The organism is Actinorhabdospora filicis, from assembly GCF_030269765.1.
Lineage (GTDB): Bacteria > Actinomycetota > Actinomycetes > Mycobacteriales > Micromonosporaceae > Actinorhabdospora > Actinorhabdospora filicis.
On sequence record NZ_BSTX01000004.1, the window covers coordinates 428,813 to 441,988 of the forward strand.

15 protein-coding genes are annotated in these 13,176 nt (G+C 71.4%); 6 read left to right on the top strand and 9 right to left on the bottom strand.

What is annotated here, in order from left to right; genetic code table 11:
- Nucleotides 1-55: 55 nt before the first annotated feature.
- Complete coding sequence (locus tag QSK10_RS27005) at nucleotides 56-532, bottom strand: GNAT family N-acetyltransferase (protein WP_285665927.1); 477 nt, start codon at nucleotides 530-532, stop codon at nucleotides 56-58.
- The gene (locus QSK10_RS27010) at nucleotides 529-1,344 is read right to left on the bottom strand and encodes a helix-turn-helix transcriptional regulator (protein ID WP_285665928.1); all 816 of its coding nucleotides are present in this window, start codon (nucleotides 1,342-1,344) and stop codon (nucleotides 529-531) included. The genes QSK10_RS27005 and QSK10_RS27010 overlap by 4 nt, the downstream gene beginning before the upstream one ends.
- Nucleotides 1,345-1,491: 147 nt before the next feature.
- Here QSK10_RS27010 and QSK10_RS27015 point away from each other — a divergent pair, with 147 nt between their 5' ends.
- Entirely contained in the window at nucleotides 1,492-2,865 is a 1,374-nt protein-coding gene (locus QSK10_RS27015; RefSeq protein ID WP_285665929.1) for an MFS transporter, read from the top strand.
- A gap of 42 nt (nucleotides 2,866-2,907) precedes the next feature.
- Here QSK10_RS27015 and QSK10_RS27020 read toward each other — a convergent pair whose 3' ends face one another.
- From QSK10_RS27020 to QSK10_RS27030, 3 genes are read right to left on the bottom strand one after another with little or no spacing between them, the layout of a single operon-like run.
- Nucleotides 2,908-3,726, bottom strand: coding sequence for a carbohydrate ABC transporter permease (locus QSK10_RS27020; protein ID WP_285665930.1), 819 nt, complete (start codon nucleotides 3,724-3,726; stop codon nucleotides 2,908-2,910).
- Nucleotides 3,716-5,083: a carbohydrate ABC transporter permease gene (locus QSK10_RS27025; protein WP_285665931.1), complete on the bottom strand. Its 1,368-nt coding sequence runs from the start codon at nucleotides 5,081-5,083 to the stop codon at nucleotides 3,716-3,718. The genes QSK10_RS27020 and QSK10_RS27025 overlap by 11 nt, the downstream gene beginning before the upstream one ends.
- 7 nt (nucleotides 5,084-5,090) lie before the next feature.
- Nucleotides 5,091-6,464 (bottom strand): extracellular solute-binding protein, encoded by a 1,374-nt coding sequence (locus QSK10_RS27030; RefSeq protein ID WP_285665932.1) that lies wholly within the window; start codon nucleotides 6,462-6,464, stop codon nucleotides 5,091-5,093.
- A gap of 192 nt (nucleotides 6,465-6,656) precedes the next feature.
- On the opposite strand from QSK10_RS27030, the gene hemC reads away from it, so the two are divergent.
- The 4 genes from hemC to QSK10_RS27050 all read left to right on the top strand — a co-directional run bounded on the left by hemC (nucleotide 6,657) and on the right by QSK10_RS27050 (nucleotide 9,623).
- Nucleotides 6,657-7,577, top strand: a complete 921-nt coding sequence (gene hemC, locus QSK10_RS27035; RefSeq protein WP_285665933.1) for a hydroxymethylbilane synthase — start codon at nucleotides 6,657-6,659, stop codon at nucleotides 7,575-7,577.
- A gap of 436 nt (nucleotides 7,578-8,013) precedes the next feature.
- Complete coding sequence (locus QSK10_RS27040) at nucleotides 8,014-8,268, top strand: hypothetical protein (RefSeq protein WP_285665934.1); 255 nt, start codon at nucleotides 8,014-8,016, stop codon at nucleotides 8,266-8,268.
- Between the two features lie 2 nt (nucleotides 8,269-8,270).
- On the top strand, nucleotides 8,271-9,221 hold the full coding sequence (locus QSK10_RS27045; RefSeq protein ID WP_285665935.1) for a helix-turn-helix domain-containing protein: 951 nt from the start codon (nucleotides 8,271-8,273) through the stop codon (nucleotides 9,219-9,221).
- A 24-nt stretch (nucleotides 9,222-9,245) separates the two neighbouring features.
- On the top strand, nucleotides 9,246-9,623 hold the full coding sequence (locus QSK10_RS27050; protein WP_285665936.1) for a VOC family protein: 378 nt from the start codon (nucleotides 9,246-9,248) through the stop codon (nucleotides 9,621-9,623).
- An 11-nt stretch (nucleotides 9,624-9,634) separates the two neighbouring features.
- Here QSK10_RS27050 and QSK10_RS27055 read toward each other — a convergent pair whose 3' ends face one another.
- From QSK10_RS27055 to QSK10_RS27070, 4 genes are read right to left on the bottom strand one after another with little or no spacing between them, the layout of a single operon-like run.
- Nucleotides 9,635-10,015 carry a hypothetical protein gene (locus QSK10_RS27055; protein WP_285665937.1) on the bottom strand — a complete coding sequence of 127 codons (381 nt, stop codon included), beginning with the start codon at nucleotides 10,013-10,015 and terminating at the stop codon, nucleotides 9,635-9,637.
- A gap of 11 nt (nucleotides 10,016-10,026) precedes the next feature.
- The gene (locus tag QSK10_RS27060; RefSeq protein WP_285665939.1) at nucleotides 10,027-10,737 is read right to left on the bottom strand and encodes a DsbA family oxidoreductase; all 711 of its coding nucleotides are present in this window, start codon (nucleotides 10,735-10,737) and stop codon (nucleotides 10,027-10,029) included.
- 51 nt (nucleotides 10,738-10,788) lie between these two features.
- Nucleotides 10,789-12,117: a MocR-like pyridoxine biosynthesis transcription factor PdxR gene (gene pdxR / locus QSK10_RS27065; RefSeq protein WP_285665940.1), complete on the bottom strand. Its 1,329-nt coding sequence runs from the start codon at nucleotides 12,115-12,117 to the stop codon at nucleotides 10,789-10,791.
- On the bottom strand, nucleotides 12,098-12,469 hold the full coding sequence (locus tag QSK10_RS27070) for a winged helix-turn-helix transcriptional regulator (RefSeq protein ID WP_285665941.1): 372 nt from the start codon (nucleotides 12,467-12,469) through the stop codon (nucleotides 12,098-12,100). The genes pdxR and QSK10_RS27070 overlap by 20 nt, the downstream gene beginning before the upstream one ends.
- A gap of 93 nt (nucleotides 12,470-12,562) precedes the next feature.
- Between QSK10_RS27070 and QSK10_RS27075 the strand changes: the two genes are divergently transcribed.
- Nucleotides 12,563-13,168 carry an NAD(P)-dependent oxidoreductase gene (locus QSK10_RS27075; RefSeq protein WP_285665942.1) on the top strand — a complete coding sequence of 202 codons (606 nt, stop codon included), beginning with the start codon at nucleotides 12,563-12,565 and terminating at the stop codon, nucleotides 13,166-13,168.
- Nucleotides 13,169-13,176: the final 8 nt, after the last annotated feature.

Genomic DNA, 13,176 nt, shown 5'->3' on the forward strand with positions numbered 1-13,176 from the left:
GTGACATGTCAAGTGCCAAGTGGGTGAGCGGGCTCTCCGCCGGCGAACCGCTCGCTCAGCCGGACGGCGACAGGTAGTAGTGCAGCACCGCAGGACGCCCGTCCGGCGCGATCCACTCCGCCGTCGCGGTGTGCACCCGCGTCCAGCCCTCGCCCTCGTAGAGCGCGATCGCCTTGGCCGCGCCCGATTCCACGTCCAGGACCGCCCGGCGGCCCAGGGCACCGGCGCCCGCCACCGCGTCCCGCAGCAGCGCCCGCGCCAGGCCGCCGCGACGCGCGGACGGCGCGACGAACAGCCGCGACACCCAGGCCACGTCCTCGCGACGCAGGCCCAGCGCGGCGGGCGGCTCGCCGTCGACGAGGCCGACGTGCCCGTCCACGTCACCCGAGACGCGGGCGAGCAGGAGCCCCTGGGGCGTCAGCCATCCGGCCGGATCGGCGGGCCAGGCCGCCGGGTAGCGGTCGGCCTCGAAGACCGCGCGCAGGGCCGACACGCAGCCCGGCAGGTCCACAGTGGAGCGGTCGCGGATCACGATGCCATGACTCCCAGCATGTCGAGGGCGTTCCTGGTCGGCGAGCCCGAGGGCGCGTTGTACAGGATCACCCGCTGGCCCGACTCGTCCGGCAGCAGCATGTTCTCGAAGGACAGCTCCAGGTCCCCCGCGACCGGGTGGGCGAGGCGCTTGACGCCGAAGGTGCAGGTGCGTACCGGGTGCTTCGCCCAGATCGCGGTGAACTCCGGGCTCTTCACCGACAGTTCGCCGATCAGCTCGGCCAGCCGCCGGTCGTCGGGATGCGCGGCGGCGACCATCCGCAGGGAGGCCACCGCCAGCCGGGCCTCCTCGTCCCACTCGGTGTACATGGCGCGGGCGCGCTCGTCCAGGAACAGCAGGCGCAGCAGGTTCGGGCGCTCCTCGAAGGGGACGTGACCGGCGACGACCGCGTGGCCCAGCCGGTTCCAGGCGAGCACGTCGTTGCGGCGGTCCAGGATCACCGCCGGGACGGCGTCCATCGCCTCGATGAGCTGCCGCGCGGCCGGGCGGACGGGCTCGGCGCGCGCCGGGCGGCGGGGCCTGGCCGGGCGGGCCAGGTTGCGCAGGTGCGCGCGCTCGTCCTCGCCCAGGCGCAGGGCGCGGGCGATGGCGTCCAGGACCGCGTCCGAGGCGTTCTGGCTCTGCCCCTGCTCCAGCCGCGTGTAGTAGGCCGCGCTGACGCCCGCCAGCTGCGCCAGCTCCTCCCGGCGCAGGCCCGGGACGCGGCGGCGCGCGCCGTAGGAGGTCAGGCCCACCTCGTCGGGGGACAGCAGGGCGCGGCGGGAGCGCAGGAAATCGCCGAGTTCGCTCATGGCTCCAGTCTGCGCGCAAGATCAGCGCGCGGCCAGCGGTGAGGGTGTCCCTGCCGGGGCTAGGAAAACCAGGTGTCTGGCTGGGGTCTTGGGGCGGCGGCAACCTGATCACGACTCATGGAGACCACATCGGGAGAAGCCATGTTGATGGAGAAGACCCGCCCCGCCGCGATGACCGGGCGGCAGCGCCTCGTCCTCGTCGTCCTGCTCACCGCGCAGTTCATGCTCGCCGTCGACTTCAGCATCCTGGGCGTCGCACTCCCGGTGATCGGTGAGGGACTCGGCTTCGGGCTCGGCGCGCTCCAGTGGATCGCGACCGGGTTCGCGCTGGCGGCGGCGGGGTTCACGCTGCTGTCGGGACGCGTCGCCGACCTGTTCGGGCGGCGCCGGCTGTTCCTGGGCGGCATGGCGGTGCTGGGCCTGTCGTCGCTGGCCGGCGGGCTGGCGCAGACGCCGGAGGTGCTGCTCTCGGCGCGCGTCGTCCAGGGCCTGGCCACCGCCGTGGTCACCCCGGCGGGACTGGCGCTGCTGACCACGGCCTTCCAGGGGCCGCTGCGGGCGAAGGCGCTCGGCCTCAACGGCGCGCTCATGTCGGCCGGGTTCACCGCCGGGTCCATCCTCGGCGGGCTGCTGACCGACCTGCTCAGCTGGCGGTGGGCGTTCTTCATCAACGTGCCGGTGGCGCTGTTCGTGCTGATCGCCGCGCCGATGCTGCTGACGGAGAGCCGCCCGGCGACCCGCGAGAAGCTGGACGTGCCCGGCGCGGTCACCGTCACCGGCGGCCTGCTGGCGCTGGTCTACGCGCTGACCCGGGCCGGTGAGCACGGCTTCGCCGACCCGGTGGCGCTCGGCGGCTTCGCGCTGGGCGCGGTCCTGCTGGCCGCGTTCTGGGCGATCGAGAAGCGCCAGGCGAACCCGCTGGTCCCGGTGCGGATCCTCAAGCGCCGCACGGTGGTGTGGGGCAACCTGGCCGGGCTGATCGCCTTCGCCACCGAGACGTCCCTGGTGTTCCTGCTGACCCTCTACCTCCAGAAGGTCCTGGGCTACTCGGCGCTGGCCACCGGCCTGTCCTTCGGCGTCCTGGGCGCCGGGACGGTCATCGGCGGGGTCTTCGCGCCGAAGGTGATCGCCCGCCTCGGGACGCGGGCCGCGCTGGTGGCGGGACTGGCGGTGCAGGCCGCGTCCACGGTCCCGCTGTTCTTCCTGGGGACGGGATCCGGCTGGCTGCCGGTGCTGCTGGTGGCGACCTTCGCCGGGGGCGTGGGCAACATGGTCGCGATCGTCGGGTTCATGGTGACGGCGACCTCGGGCCTGCCCGACGCCGAGCAGGGCCTGGCGACCGGGCTGGCCACGATGACGCAGCAGGTCGGGATCACCCTGGGGATCCCGGTGATGAGCGCGGTGGTGGCCGCCCACCCGGAGTCGGTCCTCAATGGAGTGACGATCGCGGTGGCGGTGAACGCGGCCCTGGTGGTCCTCGGGCTGGTCACCAGCCGGGCATTCCTCCGGAAGCACGGGTAGAGCCCGCGGAAGGCGGGGACCACGACGGTCCCCGCCTTCTCGCTACTTGTCGCGGGTGAGCGCGAAGCCGGTCATGAACGGCCGCTGCAACGCCAGGAACACCAGGATCGGCGGGACCGAGGCGAGCAGCGCGCCCATCAGCAGCGGCCCGTAGGACTGCCCCTCACCGGCCTGCTGGAGCGTGGCCAGCCCGACCTGGACGACCTGCTGGTCGCGGTCGGACACCGACAGCAGCGGCCACAGGTACATGTTCCAGCCGTAGAGGAACTGGATCACGAACAGCGCGCCGATCACGTTCCACGACATCGGGATCAGCACCCGGACCAGGAACTGGAGCGGGTTGGCGCCGTCCAGCTGCGCCGCCTCCGACAGGTTCGCCGGGAGGTTGGCGAAGTGCTGCCGGAACAGGAACGCCGCCGTGGCCGAGGCCAGGAACGGGACGGTTAGCCCGGCCAGTGAGTCTGACATGCCGAGGTCGTCGACGATGCGGAACAGCGCCAGGATCGACACCTCGGTCGGCATCATCAGCGTCACCAGCACCAGCACGAAGACCACCGAGCGGCCCGGGAACCGGAAGTACACGAAGGCCAGGCCCGCCAGGATGCCGGTGACCGCCTTGCCGGTGGCGATCAGCGCCGACATGACCGTGGAGTTGAGCATGTAGCGCCACAGGTCCCGGTCGTTCCAGACGGTGGAGAAGTTGTCCAGAAAGGACTCGCCCGGGGTGAGCCGGAAGTTGACCAGCTGCGAGTTGTTCTGCGAGGACCCCAGCAGTGCGTACACGACCGGCGCGCACAGCAGCGCACAGATCACGATGAGCGCCAGGTGGGTGAACGGCCGCCGCTTCTTCCTACTGGCCATAGTGGACCCTCCTGCCGGTGACGCGGAACTGCCAGGCGGTCACCGCCAGGACCATCGCGAACAGGATCAGCGAGCGCGCCGCCCCGTCCCCGGTCCATTCCTGCGCCAGGACCACCGAGGTCATCGCGTCCACCGTGGCGCCGGACGGGCCGCCCTTGGTGAGGTAGTCGATGGTCCCGAAGATCTCGAAGAAGGCGTAGGTCACGTTGGTGACGACGAGGAAGAACGTGATGGGGGTGAGCGCCGGGAGGATGAAGTGGCGCAGCCGCTGCCAGGCGTTGGCGCCGTCCAGCCGGGCCGCCTCCAGCATGTTCTTCGAGACGTTCTGCAGACCGGCGATGTAGAAGAGGATGGTGAAGCCGAGGGTCTTCCACACGCTGGCCACGATCACCAGGCCGCGCGCCAGCACCGGATCGGTGCGGTAGTTGGGCATCTGCCAGGGCGTCAGGGCCTCGAACAGGTGCCCGGCGATGCCGGTGAGCGGGTCGAACATGACGAAGAACAGGATCCCGGCGATCGGCGGGCTGATCGCGAAGGGCCAGATCAGCAGCGTCCGGTACACCGCGCGGCCCTTGATGGGCTGCGAGACCAGCAGCGCGATGCCGAGCCCGGCGGCGAGTCCGATGAGGACGGTGCCGCCCGACAGGATCATCGTGGTGGTGAAGACCGAGCGGTAGGTCGCGCCGAACAGCGAGGCCGCCCCGGTGACGAGGACGGCGCCCAGCAGCCAGCCGCGCACCCGCCGCGTCAGCCGCAGCCGGGAGAGGTCGCCGTTGCGCAGCATCCAGGCCACCGCGGCCACCACGACCAGCGCCACCAGCGGGACCACGAACCACCACTCCAGGCTCGGGCCGAGCAGGGCGGTGTAGTTGTCGACGCAGATGAAGCGCTCGATGGGGTTGCCGCGCCGGGTGCGCTGCGCCGACAGCCGCAGCGTCTCGGCGAGCGGCCAGTACAGGAAGACCGCGAGAACCACCAGCGTGGGCAGCAGGAGCAGCAGCGATACCGGGGCGCCGCCGCGGAAGGTGCTGGCGTCGGCCCGGTCGTCGAGGTTGGCCGCGCCGCCGGGCATGGACAGCGCGCGGCCGATCCAGGCCGCCGCGGCGACCAGGACGGCCGAGCCGGCGCAGAAGGCGACCACGCCGACGCCGACGTCCAGGCCGGTGCGGCCGGGCTCGAAGGTGCACGAGCCGAGCGGCACCATCGTCAGCAGCGGGCCCAGGAGGGCGGCCGGGGCGACGACGAACGCGCCGCGCCGGCCGGGCAGTCCGGCGTTGCGCCAGACCGCCCAGCCGACGAGGGCGCCGATGAGGGTGACCGCCGCGAACAGCGGCGGCATCAGCGGATAGATCGGCACGTGTGCGTCAGCCGCCGTACAGCGAGTTGTAGTCGTCGAGGAGCTTCTGGGCGGCCAGTTGCGCCTCGGCGAACCGCTTGTCGGGATCGGCGCCGGAGACCAGGACGTCCTCGATGGCCTGGGTGACCACCGCCCGGATGCTCACGAAGCTGCCGAGCAGGACGCCGGTGGCGGCGGGGGACCCGTTGGTCAGCGCGAGCTGCTCGGTGGCGACCTTGGCGTAGGGGTGGTCCTTGTACCAGCCCTCGGTCTCCAGCTGCGCGCCCGCGGCCTTGGTGATCGGGACGTAGCCGGTGGTCTTGTGCCAGCTGGCGGCGTTGGTGGGGTTGTTCAGGAACTGCATGAACGCCAGGGAGGCGTCCTCCTTGCCCTTCTCCTGACCGGCGGTCAGCCACAGCGTCGCGCCGCCGATGAGGTTCCCGGCGTAGGGGACGTCGCCGTTGTAGGGCATGCGGGCCACGTCGACGCCGAAACCGCCGGTCTGGCCGTCCTTCACGATCGCGGTGGCGTCACCGGCGGAGGTCATCAGGAACGCGACCTCCTGGGCGGCGAAGGCGTTCTTCGGGCCGTCCCAGTCGTTCTGCTTGCCCGAGTAGTAGTAGTCGCCGGAATCGTAGAGGCCCTTTTGGAACTTGACGAAGTTCAGCAGTTCCGGCGAGGTCAGGTTCAGCTTCTTCGCCCGCGCGCTGCGGCCATTGTCATTGTCGGCGATGAGCCCGCCCTGCTCGGCGACCGCCTGCTCGGGGAACCAGCCGTGGTTGGGCCAGCTCACGCAGTGCTTGGGGTGGTCGGCCAGTTTCATGATCTTGCCGCAGGCCTCCTTGATCTCCGCCCAGGTCTGCGGGACCTTGTCGACCTTCGCCTTGGTGGCCAGATTCTTGTTGGCGTAGAACAACGTGGTGGAGGTGTTCCACGGCATCGAGGTGAATTCGCCGTTCACCGTGTAGTAGTTGCGGGCGGCGTCGACGACGTCGTTGAGGACGACGGGCTCGCCGAGCACGTCGGCGCGGCCGTTGATGGCCTTCTCGACGGACACGAAGAGCGGCTGGCCGTCCTTGTCGACCGCGTCACGGGCGTCCTGCGTGGCGGCCTCGAAGTACTGCACGATCGAGGGCGGGCTGCCCTTCTGGACGGCGCCGGTGACGGCGTCGAAGAGCACCTCGTAGGAGTCGTATCCCTGGATGTTGACGGTGTACTTGGGATGCTTCTGGTGGAATTCGTCGGCGCGCTGCTTCGCCCAGTCCAGGCGGTAATCGGTGAAGGCGATCCAGACGTCGATCTGCCCGTCGCCTTTGGCGTCGTCGGACTTCGAACAGGCGACCGACGTGGCGAGAAGGGAAAGTGCGACCGCGGCCGCGGTCACGGTGCGCTTAAGGCGCATGAGGGGTGCTCCAATGATCTTGGTGGGGGCCTTGAATCTGGAGTTTCCGCAGAGCTTTCACACGATGCCGGAATCCGTGCGAAAGGCCATGTTAGGTGAATGTGACTCGCGGGTAAAGCTTCGAATCCGCCCATCTCTCCCGGCACGCCGTCCGCTTCTACGCCCTGTCGAGGACCGGCGTAGGCTGCCCGCGTGAGCTCAGAGCGAATCGTGCGGATCGGTACCCGTTCCTCGCCGATGGCGGTGGCGCAGGCGGAGAAGGTGGCCCGCGCGCTGCGGGCGCAGGGTGTGCGGACCGAGCTGGTGAAGATCTCCACCAGCGGTGACAAGTGGACCGGTTCCCTGGCCGCCCTCGGCGGCAAGGGCGCGTTCACCCGCGAACTGGACGCCATGCAGGTCGAGGGCGAGTTCGAGATCGGCGTGCACTGCCTGAAGGACGTGCCCGGCGACGTGGACCTCCCGGCGGGCCTGGAGATCGGCGCGTACTGCGCGCGCGAGGACGCCCGCGACGCGGTGATCTCGCTGAACGGGCGCGATCTGGACGACCTGCGGGCGGGCTCGGTGATCGGGACCAGCTCGGTGCGGCGCACCGCGCAGCTCTCCCGCTTCTGGCCGGGCTTGAAGGTGACCCCGATCCGGGGCAACGCCAACTCGCGGCTGTCCAAACTGGACGGCGGCGGCTTCGACGCGCTGATCCTGGCCGTGGCCGGGCTGGAGCGCATCGGGCTGGAGCACCGGCTGACCGGCGTCATCGACCCCGGCCGGATGATCCCGGCGGTCGGCGCGGGCGTCATCGTGCTGACCATCCGCACCCACGACGCCGGCTCGCGCGAGCTGATCGCCGGGCTGGACGACGCGGCGACCCGCGCGGCGGCCACCGCCGAGCGCGCGATGCTGCGCGAGCTGGGCGGCCACTGCCACAGCCCGATCGCCGGGCACGCGTCCATGGTGGACGGCGCGATCTCGCTGACCGGTGCGGTGTACAGCCTCGACGGCGCGGAGATGATGACCGCCTCGGCGACGGGCGCGGACGCGGCGCCGGTGGGCCGCGAGGTCGCGGCGGCGCTGCTGGAGCAGGGCGCGGGGAAGGTCATCGCCGACTCGGCGCAGTAGGCGCGGCCTGTTCTTCGGGAAATCGAATCGGGGCCTTCTGTGTCCATTCAGAAGGCCCCGCCGAGTCATCCGGGTCTACGGACGGGATCTCGGTTGATCATCAGTCTGGCAACTAACGGCACCGCACGCCACTCCCGGCCGTCCGTTCGGACGGCCGTTTCCATCGATGCCCGCTGACCTGGGCGGACGCCGCGCCACTCACGTGCTGTCCGGAATCATGGTGCATTGGTGCCGGACGTATTTCACCGGTTCGCTTAATGCGTCGGGAATCGCGCCGTTCGCGGATTGGTCCTGTGTAGACGGTTGGGCATATGCTGATTCGCGCCCCTTCGGCCATTGTCCATCCGGTTCTCCGGCGGCCGGGGCGTTCGCACATCCGGGTCTACGGCCGGGTCCTCGTCAGGGATCCCGCCGAGCCGCATCGAAAGGAATCCCTTTGACCCTCGTCCGGGTGGACACTCCTCCTTCTCCTAAGCCGCCTCCCCCTGAGCCGCTGCCGCCCCGCTGGCGTGGCGTTCTGGCGCTGCTGGCGCTGATCGCGGCCATGATGTTCTTCCTCCAGCTGCTCGATCGCGGCTACGGCATCGCGCTGTCCCTGCGCGTCACCGCGGCCTTCGTCGTCGTGTGGCTGATCTGCGCCGGCATGAGCCCCATGGTGCGGGGCCTGAAACGGGCACTCGGCAGGATCTAGCCGTGTCACGCCGGGAATCCGCCATTCCGGTGGGCTCCGGCGCGGTGGCGCAGTTCGCGCAGTCGCTGCGCGCGCTGCGCCACCGCGCGGGCTCTCCCACCTACCGGGTGATGGCGAAGGCCTGCCACTACAGCCACACGGCGCTCTCCCGCGCGGCCATGGGGAAACGGCTCCCGACCTGGGAGGTGACCTCGGCGTTCGTGGCGGCCTGCGGTGGGGACCCCGCGGGCTGGCGGTCGCGCTACGACCGGGCCGTGCGCATGGTCGCGGCGCATCCCGGGCGGCCCGGCCCGGCGCCGGACGAGGAGGAGGCGGCGCTGCGTCCCGTCTACGCGGGCCTTCAGGTGCTGGCCACCGATCTCATGATGGGCCGGGAACGCTGGAGCGGGCCCGGGCGGCTGGCCATGGAGCTGCGCCGCCTCAAGGAGGCCTCCGGCCTCTCGATCCGCGCCATCGCGCGGCTCACCGGGATCATGTCGCCCGGAAACTCCGTCCCGGTCAGCACCGTGGGGGACCTGCTGGACCACCGGCGCGGCTCCTGGCCGCGCCCGGCGGTCGTCGGCGCGTTCCTGACGGCGCTGGAGGTGCCGACCGAGGTGAAGGACCGCGTGGTCATGGCCGTGCGGATGGTCCACGGCGGTCCGTCGCTGATCCCTTCGGGGCTGTCCGAACGCGTGCGGAAGGTGCTCGGGCAGGCCGAGACGCGCTGCCTGACCGTGCGGGACGTCGACGAGTTCGGCATCGACAAGCTGGTGGTGGAGCTGGAGGCGCTCGTCCAGCCGATCGATCCCAGGCTGGTGAGCGGCCTCATCGTCCAGCTGCGGCGGCTGGCGCGTTACGCGGTCGATCCCCGGGACACCCTCGATGAGCAGCTCGACTGCGCCCACCGCCAGGGCCGCATCGGCGCGCAGCGCGCCATTCTCATCGACCTGCTGGGGCCCCCGCGCCGTTGATCCATCCTATATAGACTCACCGGCATGGCCTGCCGCATCAGTGAACTCATCCTCGACTGCGCCGACCCCGAGCCGCTGGCCCGGTTCTGGGCCGAGGTACTGGGCTATGTGGAACTCCTGCGCGAGGAGGACGGGAGCATCGAGATCGGCCCGCCGGAGGGCTCCGGCCGACGGGATCTGCACATCGTCTTGAGCGTCAGCGCCGATCCGAAGCCCGCGAAGCTGCCGCTGCACATCGACGTCAACCCCACCGACCGCGATCAGGACGCCGAGCTGGAGCGGCTGCTGGCGCTCGGCGCGCGTCCGGCCGACATCGGCCAGGACGGGACCGAGAGCTGGCACGTCCTCCAGGACCCCGAGGGGAACGTGTTCTGCCTGCTGCGCGGCCGGATCCCGGCCTAGGGCGCGGGACGTCAGTACCGCGGCAGCCAGTCCTCGACGGTGGCGACCAGCTCGTCCAGGTCGGTGGTGGTGATGTCGGCGGCGATGGAGTCCCAGTCGGGATCCAGGATCACCGCGCGGAAGGTGTCGCGGTACCAGCCGATGTCGAGCCCGACCTTGCGGTGGGCGGCCTTCTTCTCCCCGGTGAGCCAGGAGGGCGGCAGCCGCTCGGCCCACAGCAGGTCCTCGGAGTCGTTGACCTCGATGAGCCCGGAGGGCAGGCGGCGGACGTGCAGGGTGTTCCACTGCACGGTCCAGCCCGTCGGGATCCGCAGCGGCAGCAGCCGCCACTCGGCGGTGATCGCCGCCGCCAGAGGGGAATCCGGCGGCAGCCTCAGCTCGTCACTGTCCATAAGGGAGCAGGCTAGGCCCCCGGCACCGCGCATCCGTCGTCGCCGCACTCGTCGGCCGCGCCGCCGAGGGTGACCAGCGACGGGCGGGACGCCGCCCACGCCGTCTCCAGGGCCTTGGTGAAGGTCTCGGCGGGCTGCGCGCCGGAGAGCCCGTAGGCGCGGTCGATGACGAAGAACGGGACGCCGGACGCGCCAAGGGACGCCGCCTCGCGCTCGTCGGCGCGCACGTCCTCGGCGTAGGCGTCCGGGTCGGCCAGGACCGCGCGGACCTCGGCCTCGTCCAGACCGGCCTGCACGGCCGCCGCGACGGTGCCCTCGATGTCGTTGACCGGGACGGCCTCGGCGAAGTTGGCGCGGTAGAAGGCGTCGACGGCCTCGGACTGGCGGCCGCGCGCCTTGGCCAGGTGCAGCAGCCGGTGCTGGTCGAAGGTGTTCCCGGTCACCCGGTCGGTGGTGTACTCCAGGCCTTCGCCCCGGGCGGCCTCGGCGACACCGTTCTCGGCCTCGCGGGCGCGGGGGAGCGGCATCCCGTACTTCGCGGAGAGCATCTCGGCGATCGGCACACCGGAGCCCGAGGGCTCGGCGTGTGCGTCCAGCTCGAAGGAACGGTGCACCACTTCGACCTCGTCGCGGTGGGCGAAACCGGACAGGGCCTGCTCGAAGCGGGCCTTGCCGATGTAGCACCAGGGACAGACGATGTCGGACCAGATTTCGACGCGCATGACACTGATCAACGCCCGCGTCCGGGGCACCATTCCGTTACAGGCTGTGACCTAGGCTATGGCCTCGGCGAGGGCCCGGACGGTGGCGGTGATGGCGTCCTCGGTCGAGCCGCCGAAGCCCAGGACGAGCGCGGCGGGCCCCTCGTGGACGAGCCGGTAGTCGCCGCCGCCGTCGACGGGCAGCCCGGCGGCGTGCGCGCGGGCCAGCACGTCGGCCTCATCGCGGCCGGGCAGTTCGACGTAGAGGTGCTGGCCGGCCGAGACGCCGCGCACCCTGGCCTCGGGCAGCCACGCGGCCAGCGCGGTGACGAGCGCGTCGCGCCGGGCCCGGTAGCGCAGCCGCATGGCGCGCACGTGCCGGTCGTACTCGCCGGTCTCGATGAGCCGGGCCAGGGTGAGCTGCTCCAGGACGGGCGAGCCGAGGTCGCTCTCCGAGCGCAGCTCGGCCAGGCGCGCGATGAGCCGCGGCGGCGCGGCCACCCAGCCCAGCCGCAGCGCCGGAGCCAGTGTCTTCGAGACCGAGCCTATGTGGACCGTCCTATCTGGACGAAGGCCCTGGAGGCAGCCGACGGGGTCGCGGTCGTAGCGGAACTCCGCGTCGTAGTCGTCCTCCACGGCCAGCCGGTCGCCGGTGAGCCACTCCTGAAGCAGCGCGCGCCTTTCCGGCGAGAGGACCACGCCCGTCGGGTACTGGTGCGCGGGTGTCAGCAGGGCGGCCTCGGCGTCCGGGAGGCGGCCGGTGTCCATGCCCTCCTCGTCGACGGGCACCGGCAGCAGCGTCGCCCCGGCGCCGCGCAGGAGGGGCAGCTGGCGCGGGCTCGTGGGGTCCTCGATCGCCAGCCGCAATGGCCCCAGGGCGCGGAACACCAGGCTCAAACCGTGCGCGACACCGCCGACGACGGTGATCGAGCCGGGCGTCACCGAGGCCGCGCGGACCCGGTTCAGGTGCGCGGCCAGGGCCTCCCGCAGCGCGGGCGCGCCCAGCGGCTCGGGATAGCCCAGTTCCCGGTGCGGGACGGTGTTCAGCACGTGCCGGGTCGCCGCCAGCCACGCCTTGCGCGGGAACGAGGTGAGATCGGGCGTCCCCAGGCGCATCACACTGCGCTCCACAGTGGACGTGGGCGTGGGCTCGCCCGGCACGACCTTCGCGACCCTGGTTCCCGCGCCCTGCCTGGCGATCAGGAAGCCCTCGGCGGTCAGCTGCGCGTACGCCTCCACGACGACGCCCCGCGAGACGCCCAGGTCGGCGGCCAGTTCCCGGCTGGGCGGCAGGCGCGTCCCCGATTCCAGCCGCCCGGCGCGGATCGCCTCGCGGACCCCGGCGGCCAGCTGCCGCGCCAGCCCGCGCGGCCGCGTCCGGTCAAGCGAGAGGTGCAGCATCGTAAGAGTCGCGGGCGGCCATCAGCTCCGGCAGGTTCGCCGCCGCCCAGTCGCGGCAGGCCTGGATGGGCGCGAGCAGCGTCCGGCCCAGCGGGGTGAGCGCGTACTCGACCCGTGGCGGGACCTCGGCGTAGACGGTGCGGGTGACCATGCCGTCGCGTTCCAGCGCGCGCAGCGTGTCGGTGAGGACCTTCGGGGTGATGCGCCGCATGGGCTTCTTGAGCTGCGAGAACCGCAGCGGCCCGTGCTCCAGCAGCACGATGACCATGCCGCCCCACTTCTCGCCGATGCGGATCGGCATCGCGCTCGACGGGCACGCCGGATCGAAGAAGTTCTCGTCGATGTGGTCCACGACACCCGTCCGTTTCGTCCTTCAGTATGTTTGAAGTAATCAGTATCCCATGGATACCGTCCAGCTCACGAGCCTGATCTGGAGGTACATCCCATGCGAATCGTGGTTTTCGGCGCGGCCGGTCGCGGCGGTGGCGCGGTGGTGGAGGAAGCCGTCTCGCGCGGCCATGACGTCCTCGCCGTCGCCCGGCGTCCCATCGAGGCGAAGGCGCCCTCGGCCGTCGGCGACATCACCGACGCGGCCTCGGTGGCCGCGCTGGTGTCCGGCGCGGACGTGGTGGTGAGCTCGGTCTACGACGGGAACGCCGACGCCACCGCGTTCTACACCGCCGCGGCGGAGTCGCTGGTGGGCGGCGGCGTCCGCACCGTCCACGTGACACTGTCCACATTGCGCGGACCATCGCGGCTGGTGGACGCCCCGGAGTTCCCCGAGGTGTACCGCGGCTTCAACCTCGGCCACGCCGCCGGGCTGGAGCGCCTCGCGGCGTCCGGGCTGGAGTGGACCGCCATCAGCCCCGTCACCGACTTCGACGCCGAGGCCGGACGCAGCGGTGGCTACGAGCTGGACTCGGCGGCGCTGACCGGGATGGAGCAGCTGGGGGAGCGCAAGGTGTCCTTCGCCGACTTCGCCATCGCGGTGGTCGACGAGGCGGAGAAGGGCGCGCACGTGGGCTCGCACATCGGCGTCGGACCGGCGTGAGTGTCGGG

What these genes read in the sequence shown, in the direction of transcription:
- QSK10_RS27010 (WP_285665928.1), bottom strand. Translation starts at nt 1,344, where the DNA reads ATGAGCGAACTCGGCGATTTCCTGCGCTCCCGCCGCGCCCTGCTGTCC.
- QSK10_RS27015 (WP_285665929.1), top strand. Translation starts at nt 1,492, where the DNA reads ATGGAGAAGACCCGCCCCGCCGCGATGACCGGGCGGCAGCGCCTCGTC.
- QSK10_RS27020 (WP_285665930.1), bottom strand. Translation starts at nt 3,726, where the DNA reads ATGGCCAGTAGGAAGAAGCGGCGGCCGTTCACCCACCTGGCGCTCATC.
- QSK10_RS27030 (WP_285665932.1), bottom strand. Translation starts at nt 6,464, where the DNA reads ATGCGCCTTAAGCGCACCGTGACCGCGGCCGCGGTCGCACTTTCCCTT.
- QSK10_RS27050 (WP_285665936.1), top strand. Translation starts at nt 9,246, where the DNA reads ATGGCCTGCCGCATCAGTGAACTCATCCTCGACTGCGCCGACCCCGAG.
- QSK10_RS27055 (WP_285665937.1), bottom strand. Translation starts at nt 10,015, where the DNA reads ATGGACAGTGACGAGCTGAGGCTGCCGCCGGATTCCCCTCTGGCGGCG.
- QSK10_RS27060 (WP_285665939.1), bottom strand. Translation starts at nt 10,737, where the DNA reads ATGCGCGTCGAAATCTGGTCCGACATCGTCTGTCCCTGGTGCTACATC.
- pdxR (WP_285665940.1), bottom strand. Translation starts at nt 12,117, where the DNA reads ATGCTGCACCTCTCGCTTGACCGGACGCGGCCGCGCGGGCTGGCGCGG.
- QSK10_RS27075 (WP_285665942.1), top strand. Translation starts at nt 12,563, where the DNA reads ATGCGAATCGTGGTTTTCGGCGCGGCCGGTCGCGGCGGTGGCGCGGTG.